The 18758-nt window shown below is 62.5% G+C and carries 21 protein-coding genes and 1 tRNA gene; 18 read left to right on the plus strand and 4 right to left on the minus strand.

Translation table 11 applies throughout. The features are described 5' to 3' along the window. Positions 1–210: 210 nt before the first annotated feature. The 4 genes from EV286_RS12210 (at position 211) to EV286_RS12225 (ending at position 4241) form a co-directional block, all read left to right on the plus strand. Positions 211–1134 (plus strand): enoyl-CoA hydratase/isomerase family protein, encoded by a 924-nt coding sequence (locus EV286_RS12210; protein ID WP_132957533.1) that lies wholly within the window; start codon positions 211–213, stop codon positions 1132–1134. A gap of 347 nt (positions 1135–1481) precedes the next feature. Further along, complete coding sequence (locus EV286_RS12215; RefSeq protein WP_132957362.1) at positions 1482–1667, plus strand: hypothetical protein; 186 nt, start codon at positions 1482–1484, stop codon at positions 1665–1667. Positions 1668–1676: 9 nt separating this feature from the next. Then, entirely contained in the window at positions 1677–2699 is a 1023-nt protein-coding gene (locus tag EV286_RS12220; protein ID WP_132957363.1) for a LuxR family transcriptional regulator, read from the plus strand. Positions 2700–3080: 381 nt separating this feature from the next. After that, positions 3081–4241 (plus strand): NAD-dependent formate dehydrogenase, encoded by a 1161-nt coding sequence (locus EV286_RS12225; RefSeq protein ID WP_132957364.1) that lies wholly within the window; start codon positions 3081–3083, stop codon positions 4239–4241. Positions 4242–4302: 61 nt separating this feature from the next. Here EV286_RS12225 and EV286_RS12230 read toward each other — a convergent pair. Continuing rightward, a tRNA-Ser gene (locus EV286_RS12230) sits at positions 4303–4392 on the minus strand. 304 nt (positions 4393–4696) lie between these two features. Here EV286_RS12230 and rplU point away from each other — a divergent pair. The 8 genes from rplU (at position 4697) to EV286_RS12270 (ending at position 11020) form a co-directional block, all read left to right on the plus strand. Then, positions 4697–5014, plus strand: coding sequence for a 50S ribosomal protein L21 (gene rplU, locus EV286_RS12235; RefSeq protein ID WP_132957366.1), 318 nt, complete (start codon positions 4697–4699; stop codon positions 5012–5014). Between the two features lie 37 nt (positions 5015–5051). Continuing rightward, positions 5052–5321: a 50S ribosomal protein L27 gene (rpmA, locus tag EV286_RS12240; protein WP_132957367.1), complete on the plus strand. Its 270-nt coding sequence runs from the start codon at positions 5052–5054 to the stop codon at positions 5319–5321. Positions 5322–5447: 126 nt separating this feature from the next. Then, positions 5448–6083 (plus strand): GNAT family protein, encoded by a 636-nt coding sequence (locus EV286_RS12245; protein WP_132957369.1) that lies wholly within the window; start codon positions 5448–5450, stop codon positions 6081–6083. Continuing rightward, positions 6080–6667 carry a GNAT family N-acetyltransferase gene (locus EV286_RS12250; protein WP_132957371.1) on the plus strand — a complete coding sequence of 196 codons (588 nt, stop codon included), beginning with the start codon at positions 6080–6082 and terminating at the stop codon, positions 6665–6667. The genes EV286_RS12245 and EV286_RS12250 overlap by 4 nt, the downstream gene beginning before the upstream one ends. Positions 6668–6843: 176 nt before the next feature. Further along, the gene (gene obgE, locus EV286_RS12255) at positions 6844–7926 is read left to right on the plus strand and encodes a GTPase ObgE (protein WP_132957373.1); all 1083 of its coding nucleotides are present in this window, start codon (positions 6844–6846) and stop codon (positions 7924–7926) included. Next, complete coding sequence (gene proB, locus EV286_RS12260; RefSeq protein WP_132957375.1) at positions 7923–9089, plus strand: glutamate 5-kinase; 1167 nt, start codon at positions 7923–7925, stop codon at positions 9087–9089. Before obgE ends, proB begins: the two co-directional genes overlap by 4 nt. Further along, the gene (locus tag EV286_RS12265; RefSeq protein WP_132957377.1) at positions 9082–10365 is read left to right on the plus strand and encodes a glutamate-5-semialdehyde dehydrogenase; all 1284 of its coding nucleotides are present in this window, start codon (positions 9082–9084) and stop codon (positions 10363–10365) included. Before proB ends, EV286_RS12265 begins: the two co-directional genes overlap by 8 nt. 7 nt (positions 10366–10372) lie before the next feature. After that, complete coding sequence (locus tag EV286_RS12270; protein ID WP_132957379.1) at positions 10373–11020, plus strand: nicotinate-nucleotide adenylyltransferase; 648 nt, start codon at positions 10373–10375, stop codon at positions 11018–11020. Positions 11021–11414: 394 nt separating this feature from the next. Here the strand turns inward: EV286_RS12270 and EV286_RS12275 are convergent, their stop codons facing one another. Continuing rightward, positions 11415–12674 carry a condensation domain-containing protein gene (locus EV286_RS12275; RefSeq protein ID WP_132957381.1) on the minus strand — a complete coding sequence of 420 codons (1260 nt, stop codon included), beginning with the start codon at positions 12672–12674 and terminating at the stop codon, positions 11415–11417. A gap of 155 nt (positions 12675–12829) precedes the next feature. On the opposite strand from EV286_RS12275, the gene EV286_RS12280 reads away from it, so the two are divergent. Next, the gene (locus EV286_RS12280) at positions 12830–13921 is read left to right on the plus strand and encodes a helix-turn-helix domain-containing protein (RefSeq protein ID WP_132957382.1); all 1092 of its coding nucleotides are present in this window, start codon (positions 12830–12832) and stop codon (positions 13919–13921) included. A gap of 71 nt (positions 13922–13992) precedes the next feature. Here the strand turns inward: EV286_RS12280 and EV286_RS12285 are convergent, their stop codons facing one another. Next, positions 13993–14421, minus strand: a complete 429-nt coding sequence (locus EV286_RS12285) for a glutathione binding-like protein (protein ID WP_245500686.1) — start codon at positions 14419–14421, stop codon at positions 13993–13995. On the opposite strand from EV286_RS12285, the gene EV286_RS12290 reads away from it, so the two are divergent. The 4 genes from EV286_RS12290 (at position 14421) to modC (ending at position 17541) form a co-directional block, all read left to right on the plus strand. Further along, positions 14421–14735: a helix-turn-helix domain-containing protein gene (locus EV286_RS12290; protein WP_132957384.1), complete on the plus strand. Its 315-nt coding sequence runs from the start codon at positions 14421–14423 to the stop codon at positions 14733–14735. The two genes, EV286_RS12285 and EV286_RS12290, sit on opposite strands and share 1 nt — an antisense overlap. Before the next feature lie 149 nt (positions 14736–14884). Continuing rightward, the gene (gene modA, locus EV286_RS12295) at positions 14885–15679 is read left to right on the plus strand and encodes a molybdate ABC transporter substrate-binding protein (RefSeq protein WP_132957386.1); all 795 of its coding nucleotides are present in this window, start codon (positions 14885–14887) and stop codon (positions 15677–15679) included. 90 nt (positions 15680–15769) lie between these two features. Continuing rightward, the gene (gene modB / locus EV286_RS12300; protein ID WP_132957387.1) at positions 15770–16471 is read left to right on the plus strand and encodes a molybdate ABC transporter permease subunit; all 702 of its coding nucleotides are present in this window, start codon (positions 15770–15772) and stop codon (positions 16469–16471) included. After that, positions 16468–17541, plus strand: coding sequence for a molybdenum ABC transporter ATP-binding protein (gene modC, locus EV286_RS12305; protein ID WP_132957389.1), 1074 nt, complete (start codon positions 16468–16470; stop codon positions 17539–17541). The genes modB and modC overlap by 4 nt, the downstream gene beginning before the upstream one ends. Positions 17542–17547: 6 nt before the next feature. On the opposite strand, the gene EV286_RS12310 is transcribed toward modC, so the two are convergent. Next, positions 17548–17949, minus strand: coding sequence for a winged helix-turn-helix domain-containing protein (locus EV286_RS12310; RefSeq protein ID WP_132957391.1), 402 nt, complete (start codon positions 17947–17949; stop codon positions 17548–17550). A gap of 231 nt (positions 17950–18180) precedes the next feature. On the opposite strand from EV286_RS12310, the gene rsfS reads away from it, so the two are divergent. Continuing rightward, complete coding sequence (rsfS, locus tag EV286_RS12315; RefSeq protein WP_245500687.1) at positions 18181–18651, plus strand: ribosome silencing factor; 471 nt, start codon at positions 18181–18183, stop codon at positions 18649–18651. Positions 18652–18758: the final 107 nt, after the last annotated feature.

An 18758-nucleotide genomic window follows, 5' to 3' on the forward strand; every position in this document is an offset into this window, starting at 1 on the left:
CCCGAGACGGCAGATCGTCCAACCGATCCGCCGCGCGTGAACCCACGCGACGTTGAACCGTGCAAATCAGACAGGAGAACGACCATGAAATCGGAAAACACGAAGCCCGCCGCTGCAAGGACAGAAACGACCGGACTGCCGGTTCTCGCCAGAAAACGCAAGGCCGGCGTCTTGTCGGCGGCGGTTCTTCTGGCGGCCGTCGCAGGTGCCATGCCGGCGATGGCGGACAGCTCGAATTCGGGCACCACCGTAGTCTCCAAGAGCTCGACAGCCCCGGCGCCTTCCGCGGAAGGCACGACTTCCTCGGCAAAGAAGGAGATACGGGTCGAGCGTCGGTCGCCCTCCTATTGGCGCGTCACATTCGACAATCCGCCGTTCAATATCTTCGGGCCGGAAACGATACCGCAGCTCAACGAGGTGATCACAGCGATCGAGAATGATCCGGACCTCAAGGTTGTCGTGTTCGACAGTGCGGTTCCGGGGTTCTTCCTCACGCACTACGATTTCGTTCCGCCGCTGTCGGCTTCCACGGGCTTGCCCTCCGGCCCGACCGGTCTTCATCCGCTTCCCGACATGCTGGTCCGCCTCTCCCGCGCTCCCGTCGTCTCGATCAGCCTGATCCGCGGGAGGGCAACCGGCGTCGGAAGCGAACTGGCGCTGGCCAGCGACATGCGTTTTGCAAGCCGCGAAAAGGCGATCCTGTCTCAATGGGAAGTTGGCGCCGCGCTTGTGCCGGGCGGTGGACCGATGGCTCGCCTGCCACGGCTGATGGGTCGCGGACGAGCACTGGAAATACTTCTCGGCGCCAACGACATCGACGGCGATCTTGCCGAGAAGTATGGGTACGTCAATCGCTCGCTTCCGGATGACCAGCTTGATGGCTTCGTGGACGCCCTCGCCACGCGAATTGCGTCGTTCGACCGCGCGGCTATCGCCGACACCAAGAGGCTCGTTGACTTCGCAAGCCTGCCATCCGATCCGGAGATCGGAGCCGGATGGGATGCGTTCATCACGTCCGTCCAGCGCCCCCAGGCGCAGGGCAAGATCAAGCAGCTCATGGAAATGGGACTGCAAAGCAACAGCGAGATCGAGAGCAGGCTCGGCCATTACACGCAGACGCTCACGCAGAACTAATTCACCGCATTGCCCGATAAGCCTGACGGGGAAGCGGAACCCGTGCGCCGTTGACCGGCGCGCACAAGGGGTCAGTCGCCTCGCGGGGCGACTGATCCCTTTTGTTTTGTGCGCCACAGGCGGACGCAATTGGCGAGAGCATAGATCGCAAGGTTTCGGGAGAGTACGGCCACGGCATCTCCCGAGGCCGTCTGTAGGCCGACCGTCTGTTATTCGCCGCGCACGACGCATGGCCTCTCCATTGCGCCAAGCCGGGAGTCGGCTTGATGTCATCCGCCTGCATGACAGAGCCCGGCCCGGATGCGTGCGAGGATGAGCCAGATGAAGCTCCGAACCGGGAGGCACAGATGGACTTCCAGAGTCTCGTCGCGGCGCACATGCGCGACCGCCGCCCTCCACCGATGAGCGCCTCGGCCGAGGACCGGTACTACAGAGATCAGGTTACCCTGCCGCGTCTGAAGCTGCGGCTGCTTGGGCTCATCGGCACGACTGGCGGCACGATCCTGCTGCTGGCCGGCATCGCCCTGGCATGAGGTGCCATCATGTATCACCAGGTTGACCATGCTATGCTGCCATCCGTTGCCACAGGGAACCGCGCGATGGACGAAAGCGAGGCTGACCGGGCGGCGATCCTGGCGGCGATCCGCGCCGAGACGGAGGCCTGGTTGCAACGGGACTTCGAGGCGTGGGCTGACCACTGGGTGCAGTCGCCGCAGACCCGCCGTATGGAAGCATGGGCCTCGCTCGGCGTGCGCGTGGACGAGGGGTGGGACCCGATCGCTGCGCGGATCAGGAAGATCGTCGAACGGTTCCCGGAGAAACACGCTTTCGCGGAGCGCGTCCGCTGGGAAAAGGTTAACGTCGTCGTCGACGGGAACATGGCCTGGGTGACCTACGATCAGATCGGCAGCGACACCGGCGAGGATCGAAAGCGCCAGCTTCGGATCCTCCACAGGGTCGACGGCGCCTGGAAGATCGGCTGCATGGTGATGATGGAGTGCACCGTAGAGGAGGCGAGCTGCCCGTTGATAGAGGTCGATGCCGACGCGCGGGTCCTATGGACGAACCAGCTGGCGCGGGAGCGCATGCGCGACTATCCGGGACTTGTGGTCGCCGCCGGACGCCTGCGTGCCCGGCGGCGTGAACGCGACGGCGCGCTGCGAGACGCGGTACGCCTTGCTTTCCACGAGTTGCAGAGCCAACGCCCGCTGAACGTCGTCCCGAAGCAGTCCTGGGCCGTGGCGCTTGGTGAGGATACTGTGGGCGTGCCGCTCTATTGCTGGGTCCTGCTCGAGGATGGCAGGGCGCTTGTCTCTTTCGGCGACGCCGAGACGGTTGAACGCCGGATCGCCAACGCGCGGGAGGTTTTCAACCTCTCGCCGGCACAGGCCCGGCTCGCTCGCCTGATCGTCGATGGTCATGACCTCGCAGCCGCCTCGGATCTGCTTGGCGTCAGCGTCAACACGTTGCGCACCCAGTTGCAGCGCATCTTCGACAAGACGGGCGTGCGCAGCCAGTCCGCCCTGGTCCGCACGCTGCTGAGCACGGAGGCGCCGACCCAATAGTCTGGGCCGATGGTTCTGCGGGCATCTGGGCCACGCCAATCTTCCGCGCCTCGATTTCGCCAGCCCGGTCGGGAGGCCTCCGATCGTCAAGCGCGGCGGCGGCGGCTGAACATGCGGTGGCGGCAGCCTCCGAGGTCCAGGCAGATATCCGACAAAAATGAACCGGGACGGCTTGCCTCGCACGAACCCGAATATAGTTACTGCGACGGCATTCGAGCGGAATGCCTGACGCTGGCGCCTCTGCTTCCCCAGCAAGGCCGGTAGCCACAGCGTTCGTCCGTTCGGCGTTGCCACCTGGCGCGCGACCTGCAGAGAAGCATGGCCCCGAGCTTCGCCGCGTCCGCCGTCCACCCACATCCCATCTCACCGAAGGAGTCCCCGATGGCAAAGATACTTTGCGTCCTTTATCCGGACCCCAAGACCGGTTATCCGCCGAAATACGCCCGCGACGACATCCCCGTGATCAGCGTCTATCCGAACGGCCAGACCGTGCCGTCCCCACGCGGAGAGCTCGGCTTCAAGCCCGGCGAACTCATCGGCTGCGTGTCCGGCGAACTGGGACTGCGACCCTATCTCGAGGCCCACGGCCATGAGCTCATCGTCACCAGCGACAAGGAGGACGCCAACTCGGAATTCGACCGTCATCTGCCGGACGCCGACGTCGTCATCTCGCAGCCCTTCTGGCCGGCCTATCTGACGGCCGAGCGCATCGCCAAGGCCAGGAAGCTCAAGCTTGCCCTGACCGCCGGCATCGGCTCTGACCACGTCGACCTCAAGGCCGCCGCCGAACACGGCATCACCGTTGCCGAGGAAACCTTCTCCAACTCGATCAGCGTCGCCGAGCATGTGGTGATGATGGTGCTATCGCTGGTGCGCAACTATCTGCCCGCCCATGAGATCGCCAACAAGGGCGGCTGGGATATCGCCGACTGCGTCAGCCGCAGCTACGACCTGGAAGGCATGCATTTCGGCACGGTCGGCTCCGGCCGCATCGGCCTTGCCGTCCTGAAGCGGCTGAAGCCCTTCGACGTCCATCTCCACTATCACAGCCGGCACCACCTCCCGGCCGATGTCGAAAAGGAACTGAACCTCACCTACCACGCGACGCCCCAGGAACTCGTCAAGGTCTGCGACGTCGTCAACCTGCAGATGCCGCTCTATCCGTCGACCGAGAAGATGTTCGACGACAGGATGTTTGCCCTGATGAAGCGCGGCACCTACCTGATCAACACCGCCCGTGGCGCCCTTTGCGACCGCGATGCCGTCGTGCGCGCCCTTGAGAGCGGGCAGCTGGCCGGCTATGCCGGCGATGTCTGGTTCCCGCAGCCCGCACCTGCCGACCATCCCTGGCGGACGATGCCGAACCAGGGAATGACGCCGCACATGTCGGGCTCCTCGCTTTCCGGACAGGCCCGCTATGCCGCCGGCACATTGGAAATCCTGCAGGACTTCTTCGAAGGCCGTCCCATACGCCCGGAATACCTCATCGTCGACCGCGGCCAGCTCGCCGGAACCGGTGCTGCGTCCTACAAGTTTACTTGACGCATCTGCCGTCGCGCGCCAGCTCGCGGCACAATCGACACATATGATGGTAGAGAGCTTATGGCGGAGAGGGTGGGATTTGAACCCACGATGCCCTTGCAGGCATGCCGCATTTCGAGTGCGGTGCATTCGACCACTCTGCCACCTCTCCGCAGTCTTTGGTCGGCGCTTGTTCGGCGCGGGCGTTTCCTTAGCGATCAAACGACGGACTGGCAAGACGAAATTGTAACGATGTCATGCTTTTGCCTTGACAGTTTTTTGCCGCTCACGTATCTCGGCTCGGCAATAGACGTGGATCACTCCGCGCCTGCTTGCCTCGCGCTCGTGCGAGGCCTCACCGGCAGACTTGTTTCGAAGCATCAACTCTTTGGAATTTCTGCTTAACTTCGACTGATAAAAAGACGGACGCTTGCCTTCCGGCGAGCAGATCCGGATCGAACATGAAAGGAAAAGATATGTTCGCAGTCATCAAGACCGGCGGTAAGCAGTACCGTGTGGCGGCAAACGACGTGCTGACCATCGAGAAGCTTGAAGCCACCGCTGGCGACTCCATCGAATTTACCGAAGTCCTCGTTATCGGCGAAGGCGCCGACGCTGCGATCGGTGCTCCCTTCGTCAAGGGCGCTTCCGTCAAGGCAGAAGTGGTCGAGCATAACCGCGACAAGAAGGTCATCGCCTTCAAGAAGCGGCGCCGCCAGAACTCGAAGCGTTCGCGCGGCCATCGCCAGCACCACACTGTCGTCCGTATCACGGACATCGTGGCTGCCAAGTAATCGATCACGGGATTTCAGGGTTTAAAGGAGAACACCAATGGCACACAAAAAAGCTGGCGGTTCGTCGCGCAACGGTCGTGATTCCGAATCCAAGCGCCTTGGCGTGAAGAAGTTCGGCGGCGAAGCCGTCATCGCAGGCAACATCATCGTGCGTCAGCGCGGTACGCAGTGGCATCCGGGCGCCAATGTCGGCCTCGGCAAGGACCACACCATTTTTGCGCTTGCGGCCGGCAATGTGAACTACCGTACGAAGGCCAATGGCCGCGTGTACGTGTCTGTAATGCCGAAAGCCGAAGCAGCGGAATAAGCCGGTAGCGCTTTAAAACAGCCGGCGTCTCATCGACCCGGCTGGCCATACCAGGTTCAGTCAGAAAAAAGGGGAGATGGGGCGCCATCTTCCCTTTTTTCTTGTCCAACGAAGGAGGACTGAACCATGCAAGGCGAAATGTTGAGGGAAGACCAATCACGGTCTCCCAAGGAACGGCTGAGGCCGGAGCGGTTAAGGACCGATTGCCCTGTCTTATTATCGGAAAGGCTCGTCTTGCGCGCGCCCCACGAGGAAGACATCGACGCCCTTTCCCATCTCGCCAACAACGCCAAAGTCGCCACAATGGTATCGCGCATGCCGCACCCATATACCGCCAATGATGCTGCCGACTTCGTGCGTCGCACGAAAAATGGCGGGATCGGCAAGTGCGTCTATGCGATTACCAAGGCCGAAAACGGTGCCTTCATGGGCTGCTGCGGCGTTGAGCCGCTTGCGGACCAGCAGACAGTCGAGATCGGTTACTGGCTCGGCGAGCCCTTCTGGAACAAGGGCTACATGACGGAAGCGGCGCATGCGCTGGTCGACATGGTCTTCCGCACACGGGAGCAGGTCGAGCAGATCGATGCCCGTTGCCGGGTGATGAACGTCGCCTCGCGGCGCGTCATCCAGAAGTGCGGCTTCCAATTCCAGGGTTCCGGGCTGGCGGCGTCACTCGCGCTTGCCAGCAACGTGCCGGTGGAATGGTACCGGCTCGACCGCAAGACCTGGATGTCGTTGAGAAGCTGGGGGAGCATGTCATGAGTACGGCTCTCCTCCAGCGGAAGCAGTCAAGGCCGCCTTCGGTCGGCCCCTGCCCGGTCATCTCGACGGCACGGCTGACGCTGCGTCCGCACCGCCTCGGCGATGCGGACTGCATCGCCGAAACGCTGTCGGACTTTGCCGTTACTCGGATGTTGAGCCGCGTGCCGGCACCCTACGACCGGCAGGATGCGCTCGATTGGCTCGTCCCGCGGGCAGCCGGGGTCACCAGCGACTGGGCGCTTGCCATCACGGCTGGCGACGATGTCCACATCGGCCTCGTCGCCATCGAACTCCGGCACGGCCGCTGGCATCTCGGCTACTGGCTGAACCGCTACTACTGGGGCCGCGGCTACATGACCGAGGCAGCACTGGCCGCCCTGGAGCGCTTTTCCCGGCGGATGCCGGATACCGTGGTGCATTCGGGCGTCTTTGCCGACAACCAGGCTTCCCTGAAAATCCAGGAAAGGCTCGGTTTTCGGATCACCGGCTGCGGCGAGATCTACAGCTTCTCGCGCAACACCATGGTTCCTCATATCGAGACCATGCTGCGGCCGGGGACGCTGCGCCAGCAGCAGGCCGCATGAGACCATGAACGAAAGGAGACATCGCCGCATCGCCGGCGATGTCTCAGCCTGGCGAATTTGCCATCAAGACCGAAGCTGCGCCCTATGTTATAGCTCGCGCAATTCGCGATAGTCTTTGACCTCCTTGCTGCACGGCGATATCGAGGCGAAGCTGAATACCTTGTACTGGAAGCAACATGAAATTTCTCGATGAAGCAAAAGTCTATATCCGTTCGGGCGACGGCGGCGCAGGCAGCGTCTCCTTCCGCCGGGAGAAGTTCATCGAGTTCGGCGGCCCGGATGGTGGCGATGGCGGCCGCGGCGGGGATGTCTGGGTCGAGGCCGTCAACGGCCTGAACACACTCATCGATTTCCGCTACCAGCAGCATTTCAAGGCGAAGATCGGCACGCACGGCATGGGCAAGAACCGTACCGGCGCGAACGGCGAGGATGTCACCCTCAAGGTGCCTGTGGGCACGCAGATCTTCGAAGAGGACCAGGAGACCCTGATCATCGACCTGACGGAGGAGGGCCAGCGTTTCCGTCTTGCCGCCGGTGGCAATGGCGGCTTCGGCAACGCGCACTTCAAATCCTCGGTGAACCAGGCACCGGAGCGCGCCAATCCAGGCCTGCCGGGCGAGGAAAAGACGATCTGGCTGAGGCTCAAGCTTATCGCCGACGCCGGTCTCGTCGGGCTTCCCAATGCTGGAAAGTCCACATTCCTCGCCGCAGTGAGCCGCGCCCGCCCGAAGATAGCCAACTATCCATTTACGACCCTTCATCCGAATCTCGGCGTCGCCACGATCGACGGCCACGAATTCATTCTCGCAGATATTCCGGGCCTCATCGAAGGCGCTCATGAAGGTGTGGGCATCGGCGACCGCTTCCTCGGCCATGTCGAGCGTACGCGTGTCCTGCTCCACCTTGTCTCCGCCCAGGAGGAGAAGGTCGGCAAGGCCTACAAGACCGTAAAGCACGAGCTCGAGGCCTATGGCCAGGATCTCACCGAGAAGGCGGAAATCGTCGCGCTCTCCCAGATCGACGTGCTGGACGAGGAAACGCTGAAAAAGAAGAAGCGCGAGCTCGCGCGTGCCTGCGGCAGGACGCCGCTCGTCCTTTCCGCCGCGACCGGCGCGGGAATGACGGAGGCGCTGAGGGCGCTGCGCGATATCATCGTGGCGGCGCAAACTGGGGAAAGACCCGCCAAGGCGCCGAAAACGCGCCATCGCGATGTGGTCACCACGGAAGAAGGCGACCGGGAGGGAGACTTGGAAGCATGAGCCGCAAGCCGCTTGCTCGCTATCGCCGCATCGTCATCAAGATCGGCTCGGCATTGCTCGTCGACCGCAGCACTGGGCTGAAGAAGGCCTGGCTCGATGCGATGTGCGCCGATATAGCGGCACTGAAGCAGGGCGGCGTCGACGTGCTCGTGGTCTCTTCAGGCGCCATCGCGCTCGGCCGATCGGTACTCGACCTGCCGAAAGGGGCACTGAAGCTGGAGGAGAGCCAGGCAGCCGCGGCAGTCGGCCAGATCGCGCTGGCGCGTGCCTGGTCGGAGAGCCTGTCGCGGGACAGTATTGTCGCAGGGCAGATCCTGCTGACGCTCGGCGACACCGAGGAGCGCCGCCGCTATCTCAATGCGCGCGCCACCATAAGTCAGCTCCTGAAGATCGGCGCGGTGCCGATCATCAACGAGAACGATACCGTCGCGACGAGCGAAATCCGCTATGGCGACAATGATCGCCTCGCCGCCCGCGTCGCCACCATGACCGGCGCCGACCTTCTGATCCTGCTTTCGGATATCGACGGACTCTATACAGCTCCGCCGCATCTCGATCCCAATGCACAATTCCTTGAAACGATTGCCGAAATCACGCCCGAAATCGAGGCGATGGCAGGTGGCGCGGCCTCCGAGCTTTCCCGCGGCGGCATGCGCACCAAGATCGACGCCGGCAAGATCGCGACGACCGCGGGCTGCGCCATGATCATCGCATCCGGCAAGACCGATCGTCCGCTGAGCGCCATCGAAGGCGGCGCCCGCTCTTCCTGGTTCGCGCCCTCGGGCACGCCCGTTACGGCCCGCAAGACCTGGATCGCGGGACAGCTGCAGCCTGCCGGCGAACTTCATGTCGATGATGGCGCCGTTGCCGCCCTCGGCGCCGGCAAGAGCCTCCTGCCCGCCGGTGTGCGGCGCATTGTAGGCCTGTTCGGCCGCGGCGATACGATCGCCGTGATCGCCCCCTCGGGACGGGAGATCGCGAGAGGCCTCGCCGGTTACGATGCCGAGGAAGCACGCCAGATCACCGGCCGCAAATCCTCCGAGATCGAAGCCATCCTCGGTTATCCGGGACGGGCGGCCATGGTGCATCGCGATGACCTAGTCATGACCGGTCCGTCGAATTCGAAGTCGGAGAAGCAGGAGAAGGACGCAGCCCATGCTTGATGCCGTCGCGCAGAGCCCCGACATTGACGCCCTGATGAACGATATCGGCCGCAAGGCACGGGCCGCCGCGCGACCGCTGGCCTTCGCCTCTACCGAAAGCAAGAACAAGGCCCTGCATGCCATGGCCGATGCCATCCTGGCTCACAAGGACCGGATACTTGCTGAGAACGCCCGGGATCTCAAGGACATGGAGGGCACGGATACACTCGCCTCCTTCATCGATCGCCTGACCCTCAACGACAAGCGCATCGCCGAGATGGCCGAAGGAATCCGCACCATCGCCTCGCTGAAAGACCCTGTCGGCGAGGTTATTGCCGCCTGGGATCGACCGAATGGCCTAAAGATCGAGCGCATCCGCACGCCGCTCGGCGTGATCGGCGTCATCTTCGAAAGCCGGCCGAACGTCACGGCGGACGCAGGCGCGCTTTGCCTCAAGGCAGGCAATGCCGCCATCCTGCGCTGCGGCAGCGATTCCAGCCGCTCATCGCGTGCTATCCATGCCTGCCTCGTCGAGGGACTGAAGGCGGCCGGCCTTCCAGAGCACGCCATCCAGCTCGTTCCGGTGACCGATCGTGCGGCGGTCGGCGCCATGCTGCGCGGCCTTGAGGGTGCAATCGACGTCATCGTGCCGCGCGGCGGCAAGAGCCTTGTCGCCCGCGTGCAGAACGAGGCCCGCGTTCCCGTCTTTGCCCATCTGGAAGGCCTTTGCCACGTCTATGTCGATGCATCCGCCGATCTCGACATGGCGAAGAAGATCATCGTCAATGCCAAGATGCGCCGCACCGGCGTCTGCGGATCCGCCGAGACGCTCCTGATCGACAGCGCGGCTATCGGGACCCACCTCCTGCCGCTCGTTACGGTGCTGACGGATGCCGGATGCGAGGTGCGCGCATCCGCGACCGTCCTCAAGGTGCTGCCGGGGCTGAAGCCCGCAACAGAGGAAGACTGGTCGACCGAATATCTCGACGCGATCATCTCCGTTGCCGTCGTCGACGGCATTTCCGGCGCCATCGCCCACATCCAGAAATATTCCTCGAGCCATACCGAGGCGGTGATCGCCGAGGATCCGAAGGTGGTCGAGCGTTTCTTTACGGAGATCGATTCGGCAATCCTGCTTCACAACGCTTCCACCCAGTTCGCCGATGGCGGCGAGTTCGGCATGGGAGCGGAAATCGGCATCGCCACCGGCAAGATGCATGCGCGCGGGCCGGTCGGCGTCGAACAGCTGACCTCGTTCAAGTACCGCGTGCACGGCACCGGCCAGACCCGACCCTGACGCTCCCATGCAAGAGGTCCCTCGCCGCTATCTACGCATGCCCCATGCCGAACGCGGTATGGTGGTCGGCCTATTCGGCGGATCCTTCAATCCGCCGCATGCCGGCCATGCGCTCGTCGCTGAAATCGCGATCCGCCGCCTGGGGCTCGACCAGCTCTGGTGGATGGTCACGCCCGGCAATCCGCTGAAGAGCCGCAGTCATCTGGCCCCGCTTGCCGAGCGGATCGCGCTCAGCAAGGAGCTGGCGAGAAATCCGCGCATCAAGGTGACGGCCTTCGAGGCGGCGTTCGGCGTCACCTACACCGCCGATACGCTGGTGAGGGTGAAGGCGCGGAACCCGCAGGTCCGCTTCATCTGGATCATGGGCGCCGACAGCCTCGGCTCCTTCCACAAATGGCAACGGTGGCAGGAGATCGCCCGCACCTTTCCGATCGCCGTCATCGACCGGCCCAGGTCGACGCTTTCCTTCCTGTCCGCCAAGATGGCGAAGACCTTCGATTTCGCCCGGGTCGACGAGGAGGATGCGCAAATTCTCTGGAAGAAAAAGGCGCCGGCCTGGACCTTCATCCACGGCCCGCGATCGGCCCTGAGTTCGACGGAACTGCGCGATGCCAAGGCGACAGGCAAGCCCGGCATGCGCCCGGCCGCGGAATAGCAAGCTTCAAAACAGCTGGGTCAGAAAAATGAAGCCCCCGGAATGGGAAAAGCCCGACGGGGGAGGATCCGTCGGGCTTCAAACCTGATCGGTAACTGGGAGGAGGAGTGTTACCGATCCAATCAAAGCGGCTTTGGGAGGAGGAGATCGCCGCTTCGATGATTTTGTTTTACCAGAATTTGTATGATAATAAACCGCTCATACTGCAATGCAGCAATGCGCCGGATGCAATCCTGGTATTTGGCTGTGCCCAAAAATTCTGCTTTCGAGGGACAGGCGGCCGCATCTGCGCACATCCGATGCGCCCTGGAGCCTCTCTGGCGTTCTCCATCATATCCATGGCTGCTGCCAATACTGTCCAAGGAGCTCGCTCTCGACTTGAGCCGCCGTTTCATCATTCTGCGATGGCTTCCTCCAGCAGTTCGCTGGCCGTCTGCAGCAATGACCTTATCGGCGTGAAGCTGGTGTGGAGGAGATGAAGTCTGCCGTTGACGGTCGCAGCCCCTATCATCTGCTCTCCCTCGATGCCGGCAAAAACCGAAGGCCCCCACAGAGCTTCTAAGCGCACGGAGCCGTAGGTGGCCTTGAATGGTGCCTCGCCAAGATTGGACAGCATCATATCGCATGCGCAGGCTTGGAGTTCGATCCTGGCAATGTCCGATACGCCAGGCGATGTCGCCATGATCTGCTTGAACACTCCGAAAGTGCCAAGCACGCCTCGCCGGGACTTCGTCTCCGCAAGGTCCGTCTTGATAGCGGCAGCCAGCTCCCAAATTGAAGTTCGACCCGCGGGATCATAGTCGCTCGCAGGAAAGACGATCGATACGACACAGTCGTCCTCGAGCCCAAGTACGCCCCGAAGGTTGACCGGTGAGATGGCGCGCACTGGGCGTTCGCCCCAATCGCCGTCAAGCCGACGCCCGGCGAGGATCACGGCCGCCAGGACGGCGCCGTGCACGGTCGTGCCATGTCGTCTTGCCGTCGCACGAACGCTGCTCGTCAATTCCCCCGACAGCCGCAACGCCGATACCACCGGCATTGTGCCGGTTCTGTCGAGCATCCGGCGCGGGGCTGGTGGGGGCGCGGCATCGGATACGTCAGCCTGTGGAGCCCACTGGGCCGCGATCATGTCCTGCGCCGCGGCAAGCTGCAATGACGGGAGGCTTCCGCCACCAAGTACGGTGAGGAGGTCACGAAGGACGAACGCGACCGACATTCCGTCGGCAACCGCGTGATGCGCAGTGAAGACAAGCGTGCAAAAATTCCTGGAGTGGAAGAGCGTTGCCCTTGCCAGCGGTACCCCCGCGATGGGAAAGGGGTTCATCAACTCCTCGGACACCGCGGCTTCCCAGTCGTGAGGAGCCTCGGCGGTGATAACACGCAGCGGCAGGGGCTGTGCAGACAGTTCGTAATAGGTCGGCACACCCAGTATATCGCGCGCGATCATGGCGCGCAGCAGGGGGTGTCGCACCCGAACGGCATCCATGGCTTCTCGCCAGCAATCGATTGTCGTCTCGCCGGATACCTGGAGGGTCATTGCGAAGTGCTTGGGGCTGTTCTGGTCGCTGAGCCAGAAGTATTGTTCCACCGCGCCCAGCGGACGCAGCGCGGTCGCTGTCTTGGAAGCTAGGGGTGTTGTCGATTGCTTTTCCATCTGGGGTTCCCTTCAAGGATTGGGAGCGTTTCGAACAAGGCTAGGCTCCAAAATTATCGATTATATCACAAGTATCAATTTTATCATTTTTGTCACTTTTAAGTGATTTTGACATTTTTTCCGCCCGTGCTATCGGCGATGTTTTGGAGGTGTAATTGGGCGACATCCTCACGACAGCTCAAGCCGCCAGGCTGCTCGGCGTGTCCGTACGGACGGCGCAGCTGTGGGTCGAAAGCGGCCAGCTGCCATCCTGGAAGACGCCGGGCGGACATCGCCGGATTCCGCACTCGGCCGTCGCGGCGCTGATCGACAACAGGGAACCGCACCATCTCATCGGGCGCGCGACGGCGCTCGTGCTCGCAAGGCCAGGCAATGCGTCCGGCTGGGAAGCCCTCGAAAGGGCAGGGCTGACTGTCGAAGTGGTCGAGGATCCGGTACGAGCGGCGGTGCGCATCGGTGAAACGCTGCCGGACGTGATAGTCATCGAGGATGATGGCGACCGCACCCGCCTCAATCTGCTGGAGGAGTTGAAAGGCGATCCCTTGCTGGCAAGGTCGCTGATCGTCTTGCGGACGGAGGAAGGGCTGGGGGCGGCCAGCGAGAGCCGGGCCCTGAAACCGCATGTCGTCTTCGCATTTGCCGAAGAAATCGAAACCATCGTCAAAGCCATTCTCGACAATATGAAAAAGCGCTCCGTCCAGATTCCGCCGAAGACCTTGCCCTATCCGGTGCCGGCCAACGAAGGCGAGCGACTGCGCGCCGTTGAAGCGTCCGGATTGCTTTATTCGCCGGGAGAGGAAAGTTTCGACCGCCTGATCGAGCTTGCGGCTCGAGTCCTGCAGGCGCCGATCGCAATGTTCACGCTGCTCACCTCATCGGAGCAATGGTTCAAGTCGAAGACGGGTTTTGATGGCGACCGGACGCCGAGGGAATGGGCATTCTGCAACTACACGCTTATCGCCAATCAGCTCACCGTTCTTTCGAATCTGGCTGAGGACCCGCGGTTTGTAACAAACCCTACTCTCGGCCAGCCTCACAATTTCCGCTTCTATGCCGGCGCACCCGTTCGGGACGAAAGAGGCTTCGCGTTGGGTTCGATCTGCGTGATCGATCGGATCCCTAGGGTGCTAGAGGCTGACGACAGGAACGCGCTTGCCACGCTGGCGGACTCGGCATCCAACATCGTCAGATGGAGAGCGCAAGAACGGGAATTGCACAAGCTTCGTGGTGCGGTTGAAAGCGCTTAGGGTCGCCGCCTGTTGATGCGGTATCGAAGCGCGCGGGCAGAAGACCTAGGTCCGTGCCCGCGCGGCAATTGCTAGCTGCCAAACCGCTCTATGACGTCTGCAAGCTCTACATGGCCGAGGCAGGAGGCGCTTTTCGGCCCCCTCTCCCCGCTCTCCAGCGCGGTCGCATAGATGGCAGCCGGATCGGCCTCGATGCGTTCCCTCAGCGCGGCAAGTTTCGGCCACCGGTTCTTGCCGGCAACGCCATGGAAATCGAGCCAGCGCGCAACACCGATCAGGACGCCATCCGCAAGAGTCGGACGATCGGCGATGACGAACTTCGTGTCTCCGATCATCTCTTCGAGCCTGTCATGACGCTCGACCACGCGTTCGCGACCCCATTCCTTCAGCGCCGACTGCATCGGCGGATTGGGCGGCACCATTTCCATCGCCGCCCAGAGCGGGCCAAACGCGCCGGTAAACCCAGTGTTGATGAACGCCAGGCCCGATCGAAGAAGCAATGCAGGTTCTCAGCGGCCGTTGGCCGACGCTGCTGGTCTATTACCTGCAACAGGGCACCAAGCGCTTCAGCGACCTCCGTCGAGACAACCCGACAATCTCGCACAAGATGCTGACGCTGGAGCTGCGCAAGCTTGAGGATGCGGGCATCGTCCAGCGCACCGTATTCGAGGGTTACCCGCTTCGCGTCGAGTACGACCTGACCCCGGCCGGAGAAAGGCTGCTGCCTCTCATGGACACCCTGGGCGATTGGTGGGAGACGATCGAAGGTCTTGGCCGCGACAGCCGCATGCTGGTGTCGGACACGACTGCATAGAGTCGAGACGGACGCCTGCCAGATACTCCCGATCGCCGCCCCTTCGATCGGAACGGCACGCTCCCGGTTATATTTTTGCATATACATCCCTAGCCAAAATGCAGGCTTCGATATATTCCTGTAAATACTACGAATTTTGGAGGGACAAAATGCATATCCAGCGCCGCCAATGGTTGAAATGGGCAACGGCTGCCATCTCCGCACTCTGCCTCGGTGCAGTCGCGTTTTCGACGCCTGCAGCAGCTGCGGAAAAGGTCACGATCTTCGCCGCAGCGAGCCTCAAGAACGCACTCGATGCGGTCAACGCCGAGTGGCAGAAGGAATCGGGCAAGGAGACCACGACCTCCTACGCCGCGAGCTCCGCACTCGCCAAGCAGATCGAGGGCGGCGCACCGGCCGATATTTTCATCTCCGCCGACCTCGACTGGATGAAGTACCTTAGCGACAAGAAGCTCATCAAGGCAGGCACCGAATCCAATCTCCTCGGTAACCGCATCGTGCTGGTCGCAACCAAGGACGCGGCAAAGCCCGTCGATATCAAGCAGGGCTTCGATCTTGCCGCCCTTCTCGGCGACGGCCGCCTCGCCATGGGAGCCGTCGACAGCGTCCCTGCCGGAAAATACGGCAAGGCTGCACTTGAGAAGCTTGGCGTCTGGTCCTCCGTCGAAAAGAAGGTAGCCGGCGCCGAAAGCGTGCGTGCGGCCCTCGCCCTCGTCTCGCGCGGCGAGGCCCCCTACGGCATCGTCTACCAGACCGATGCTGCGGCCGATGCGGGCGTCACCGTCGTCGGCACCTTCCCGGCAGACTCGCATCCGCCGATCATCTATCCGATCGCGATCACAGCCGAGAGCAAGAACCCGGAGGCGGCCGCCTATCTCGATTTCGTAAAATCGGCTAAGGCTGTGCCGTTCTTCGAAAAACAGGGCTTCACCGTTCTCAAATGAGAACCGGGCAGCAGGCACCGTAATGCTTCGAAGGCTCGCCGCTTGCGGCGGGCCTTTTGCGTCGACAGGAAACGTTCAGGGGCGGAAAGTTTGGACTGGCTAGGCTTAAGCGCCGAGGAGCAGACGGCAATCCTGCTCAGCCTGCGCGTCTCGATCGTCGCCATGATCGCGAGCTTGCCTTTCGGCATCGCCGCCGCCCTTCTGCTGGCCCGGTGCCGCTTCTGGGGCAAGTCGCTGCTGAACGGGCTCATTCACATGCCGCTCATCCTACCTCCGGTCGTCACCGGCTTCATTCTCCTTATCCTCTTCGGGCGGCGCGGCCCGATCGGCGCTTTCCTGGATGAATATTTCGGCATCGTCTTCTCGTTCCGTTGGACCGGTGCCGCCCTCGCCTGTGCGGTCATGGGCTTTCCCTTGATGGTACGCAGTATCCGGCTCTCGCTCGAAGCCGTCGACCGCAAGCTCGAGGAGGCCGCAGGCACTCTTGGTGCCAGCCCGCTCTGGGTCTTCCTGACCGTTACCTTGCCCCTCACCCTGCCCGGCATCATCGCCGGCATGATCCTCGCTTTCGCCAAGGCGATGGGTGAGTTCGGCGCCACGATCACCTTCGTCTCGAACATTCCGGGCGAAACGCAGACCCTGTCGGCCGCCATCTACACATTCACCCAGGTGCCGGGCGGCGACCTCGGCGCGCTCCGCCTGACGATCGTCGCTATCGTCATTTCGATGGCCGCGCTGCTCGCCTCCGAATTCCTCGCCTACCTCGTGGGCCGGCGCATGGATATCGAATGATGCTTGCGGTCGATATCAGCCACCGCTTCGGCGACTTCGTGCTTGAGGCCAAATTCGCCTCGGACCGCGGCGTGACCGCGCTCTTCGGGCGCTCCGGCTCCGGCAAGACCTCGGTCGTGCGCATACTCGCCGGCCTGACCAAACCGGATCGCGGCAGGATCACCCTGGGCAGCGAAGTGCTGACCGACACGCAGGCCGGCATCCTTGTTCCGAAGCACCGCCGCCGCTTCGGCTATGTCTTCCAGGAGGCGCGGCTATTTCCCCATCTGACCGTGCAGCAGAACCTCGCTTACGGGCGTTGGTTCGCGCCGGCGGCCGACCGCTTGACGAGCTTCCCGCATATCGTCGACCTTCTCGGCATCGCCCCCCTCCTCGATCGCCGACCGGCCAAGCTTTCCGGCGGCGAGAGGCAACGCGTCGCGATCGGCCGCGCTCTGCTGTCCTCCCCTCGCCTGCTGTTGATGGACGAGCCCCTCGCCGCTCTCGATGATCCGAGAAAGGCGGAGATCCTGCCTTATCTCGAACGGCTGCGTGACGAAATGGATGTTCCGATCATCTATGTCAGCCATTCGGTCGCCGAGGTGGCGCGGCTTGCAAACCGGGTGGTCTTCATGAACGACGGCAAGGTCGAGGCGATCGGCCCGGCCGTCGACGTGCTGAGCCGGCCGGCCCTGCTTCACGGAGGTGATCGCCGCGACGCGGGCGCGGTGGTGGAAGGCGTGGTTCGCGGCTTCGACGAGAGGCATCGCCTGACGACGGTGGGCTTGAAGAACGCCACGCTTTCCGTTCCGGTCGCCGGCCTCGCACCAGGCCGGATCGTTCGTGTCCGCATTCCGGCACGCGATGTCATGCTCGCGACGACGCGTCCGGACGGACTTAGCGCTCTCAACATTCTGGAGGGTCGCGTGCGGCGCATCCAGATCGACCCGGACGGCACCGCGGAAGTGCAAGTCGATTGCGGTGGCGACCTCGTTCTCGCGCTGATCACCGCTCTTTCCTGCGAAAGGCTCGAGCTGGCAGAGGGCAAGCCTGTCTTTGCGATCATCAAGACCGTCGCACTGGAATCCTAGAAGATCTTACGGATCGACATGCTCGCCCGGATTTTCTTTGGGCGTGAAGCTGTGATTGCGTTTGCCGTCCAGCCATTCGAGGTCGTTGGCGATTGCGGAGCGCACGGTCCTTTCCATGGAGCGAAAGCGCTGAACCAACTCCTCGCCGAAAACCGTCAGCGCCGCGCCGCCGCCCTTCTGGCCGCCGCGCTGCGATTCGACCACCGGCTCCTGGAACATGCGGTTCATCTCGCTGACGAGCATCCACGCACGCCGGTAAGACATGTCCATCGCCCGGCCCGCCGCGGAGATCGAGCCGGTATCCTTTATATGTTCCAAGAGCTCCATCTTGCCGCGCCCCAGGCGGTCCTCGCCGGGAAAGCTGATGCGCAGGACAGGTCTAAGATCGCTTTGCTGGGCCTTGTGCATGGTGAGAAATCAGATTGATGCTGAGGCGAATCTACGCTGCATTTCTTCGCCTGTACACCGTTGCCCGGCCGATGTGGCACTCAACCACCACATTCCTGCCTCCGCCCGCGCCAAAAATCGTCACCGGCGATGAAAAACGCTGTGCTTTTTTACGAAATGACCGTTTGTCGTAGGATCCGCCGAATGGGCGTCTTGAAAGGTTAATGGATTGGTGCCTATCTTTGAGGTGATTTGGAAGATGTCCAAATCACAGACGCGCATGTTCTGTTATCCAAGAAAGGAAGAACGCTGACAACAGTACACGCCAAGGGAAGGACGCCAGTCGTCATCCCGAAGAGCACGGAACGTGGCGCTGATGCCGCCGCCCGCGCCCTGCACGCCGTCCTCGTAAGTCTCGAGGATTCGAAGGCAGAAGATATCGTCACCATCAACATCGCCGGAAAGTCCGCGCTGGGGGACTACATGGTCGTCGTCTCCGGACGCTCGAACCGGCATGTCCTGGCGATAGCCGACCATCTGATGTCCGACCTGAAGGATGAGGGCCTTGGCAACGCCCGCGTCGAGGGCCTGGAAGGTGGTGACTGGGTATTGCTTGACACCGGTGACATCATTGTCCATGTGTTCCGACCCGAAATCCGCGAGTTCTACAACATCGAAAAGATGTGGGCTGCGCCGGATATCGATGAGGGCACGTTGCACTAGTCGGTCTCCGCGGAAGCACTTTTCCGGAACCGCGCGGTGAAGATCAGGTCGGATGGCGAAGTCCGGCCGCAGAGGTGCCTTGCGGCCTCGTAACGGCACGCGCGGGA

This window comes from Rhizobium sp. BK251 (assembly GCF_004345245.1).
Taxonomy (GTDB): domain Bacteria; phylum Pseudomonadota; class Alphaproteobacteria; order Rhizobiales; family Rhizobiaceae; genus Rhizobium.

Bases quoted from the DNA above. Each gene is read 5' to 3' on its own strand.
- EV286_RS12225 (WP_132957364.1), top strand. From the start codon at position 3,081: ATGGCAAAGATACTTTGCGTCCTTTATCCGGACCCCAAGACCGGTTAT.
- EV286_RS12250 (WP_132957371.1), top strand. From the start codon at position 6,080: ATGAGTACGGCTCTCCTCCAGCGGAAGCAGTCAAGGCCGCCTTCGGTC.
- proB (WP_132957375.1), top strand. From the start codon at position 7,923: ATGAGCCGCAAGCCGCTTGCTCGCTATCGCCGCATCGTCATCAAGATC.
- modC (WP_132957389.1), top strand. From the start codon at position 16,468: ATGATGCTTGCGGTCGATATCAGCCACCGCTTCGGCGACTTCGTGCTT.
- EV286_RS12220 (WP_132957363.1), top strand. From the start codon at position 1,677: ATGTATCACCAGGTTGACCATGCTATGCTGCCATCCGTTGCCACAGGG.
- obgE (WP_132957373.1), top strand. From the start codon at position 6,844: ATGAAATTTCTCGATGAAGCAAAAGTCTATATCCGTTCGGGCGACGGC.
- EV286_RS12275 (WP_132957381.1), bottom strand. From the start codon at position 12,674: ATGGAAAAGCAATCGACAACACCCCTAGCTTCCAAGACAGCGACCGCG.
- rpmA (WP_132957367.1), top strand. From the start codon at position 5,052: ATGGCACACAAAAAAGCTGGCGGTTCGTCGCGCAACGGTCGTGATTCC.
- EV286_RS12245 (WP_132957369.1), top strand. From the start codon at position 5,448: ATGCAAGGCGAAATGTTGAGGGAAGACCAATCACGGTCTCCCAAGGAA.
- EV286_RS12265 (WP_132957377.1), top strand. From the start codon at position 9,082: ATGCTTGATGCCGTCGCGCAGAGCCCCGACATTGACGCCCTGATGAAC.
- EV286_RS12270 (WP_132957379.1), top strand. From the start codon at position 10,373: ATGCAAGAGGTCCCTCGCCGCTATCTACGCATGCCCCATGCCGAACGC.
- rplU (WP_132957366.1), top strand. From the start codon at position 4,697: ATGTTCGCAGTCATCAAGACCGGCGGTAAGCAGTACCGTGTGGCGGCA.
- EV286_RS12290 (WP_132957384.1), top strand. From the start codon at position 14,421: ATGCAGGTTCTCAGCGGCCGTTGGCCGACGCTGCTGGTCTATTACCTG.
- modA (WP_132957386.1), top strand. From the start codon at position 14,885: ATGCATATCCAGCGCCGCCAATGGTTGAAATGGGCAACGGCTGCCATC.
- EV286_RS12210 (WP_132957533.1), top strand. From the start codon at position 211: ATGCCGGCGATGGCGGACAGCTCGAATTCGGGCACCACCGTAGTCTCC.
- EV286_RS12215 (WP_132957362.1), top strand. From the start codon at position 1,482: ATGGACTTCCAGAGTCTCGTCGCGGCGCACATGCGCGACCGCCGCCCT.
- EV286_RS12310 (WP_132957391.1), bottom strand. From the start codon at position 17,949: ATGCACAAGGCCCAGCAAAGCGATCTTAGACCTGTCCTGCGCATCAGC.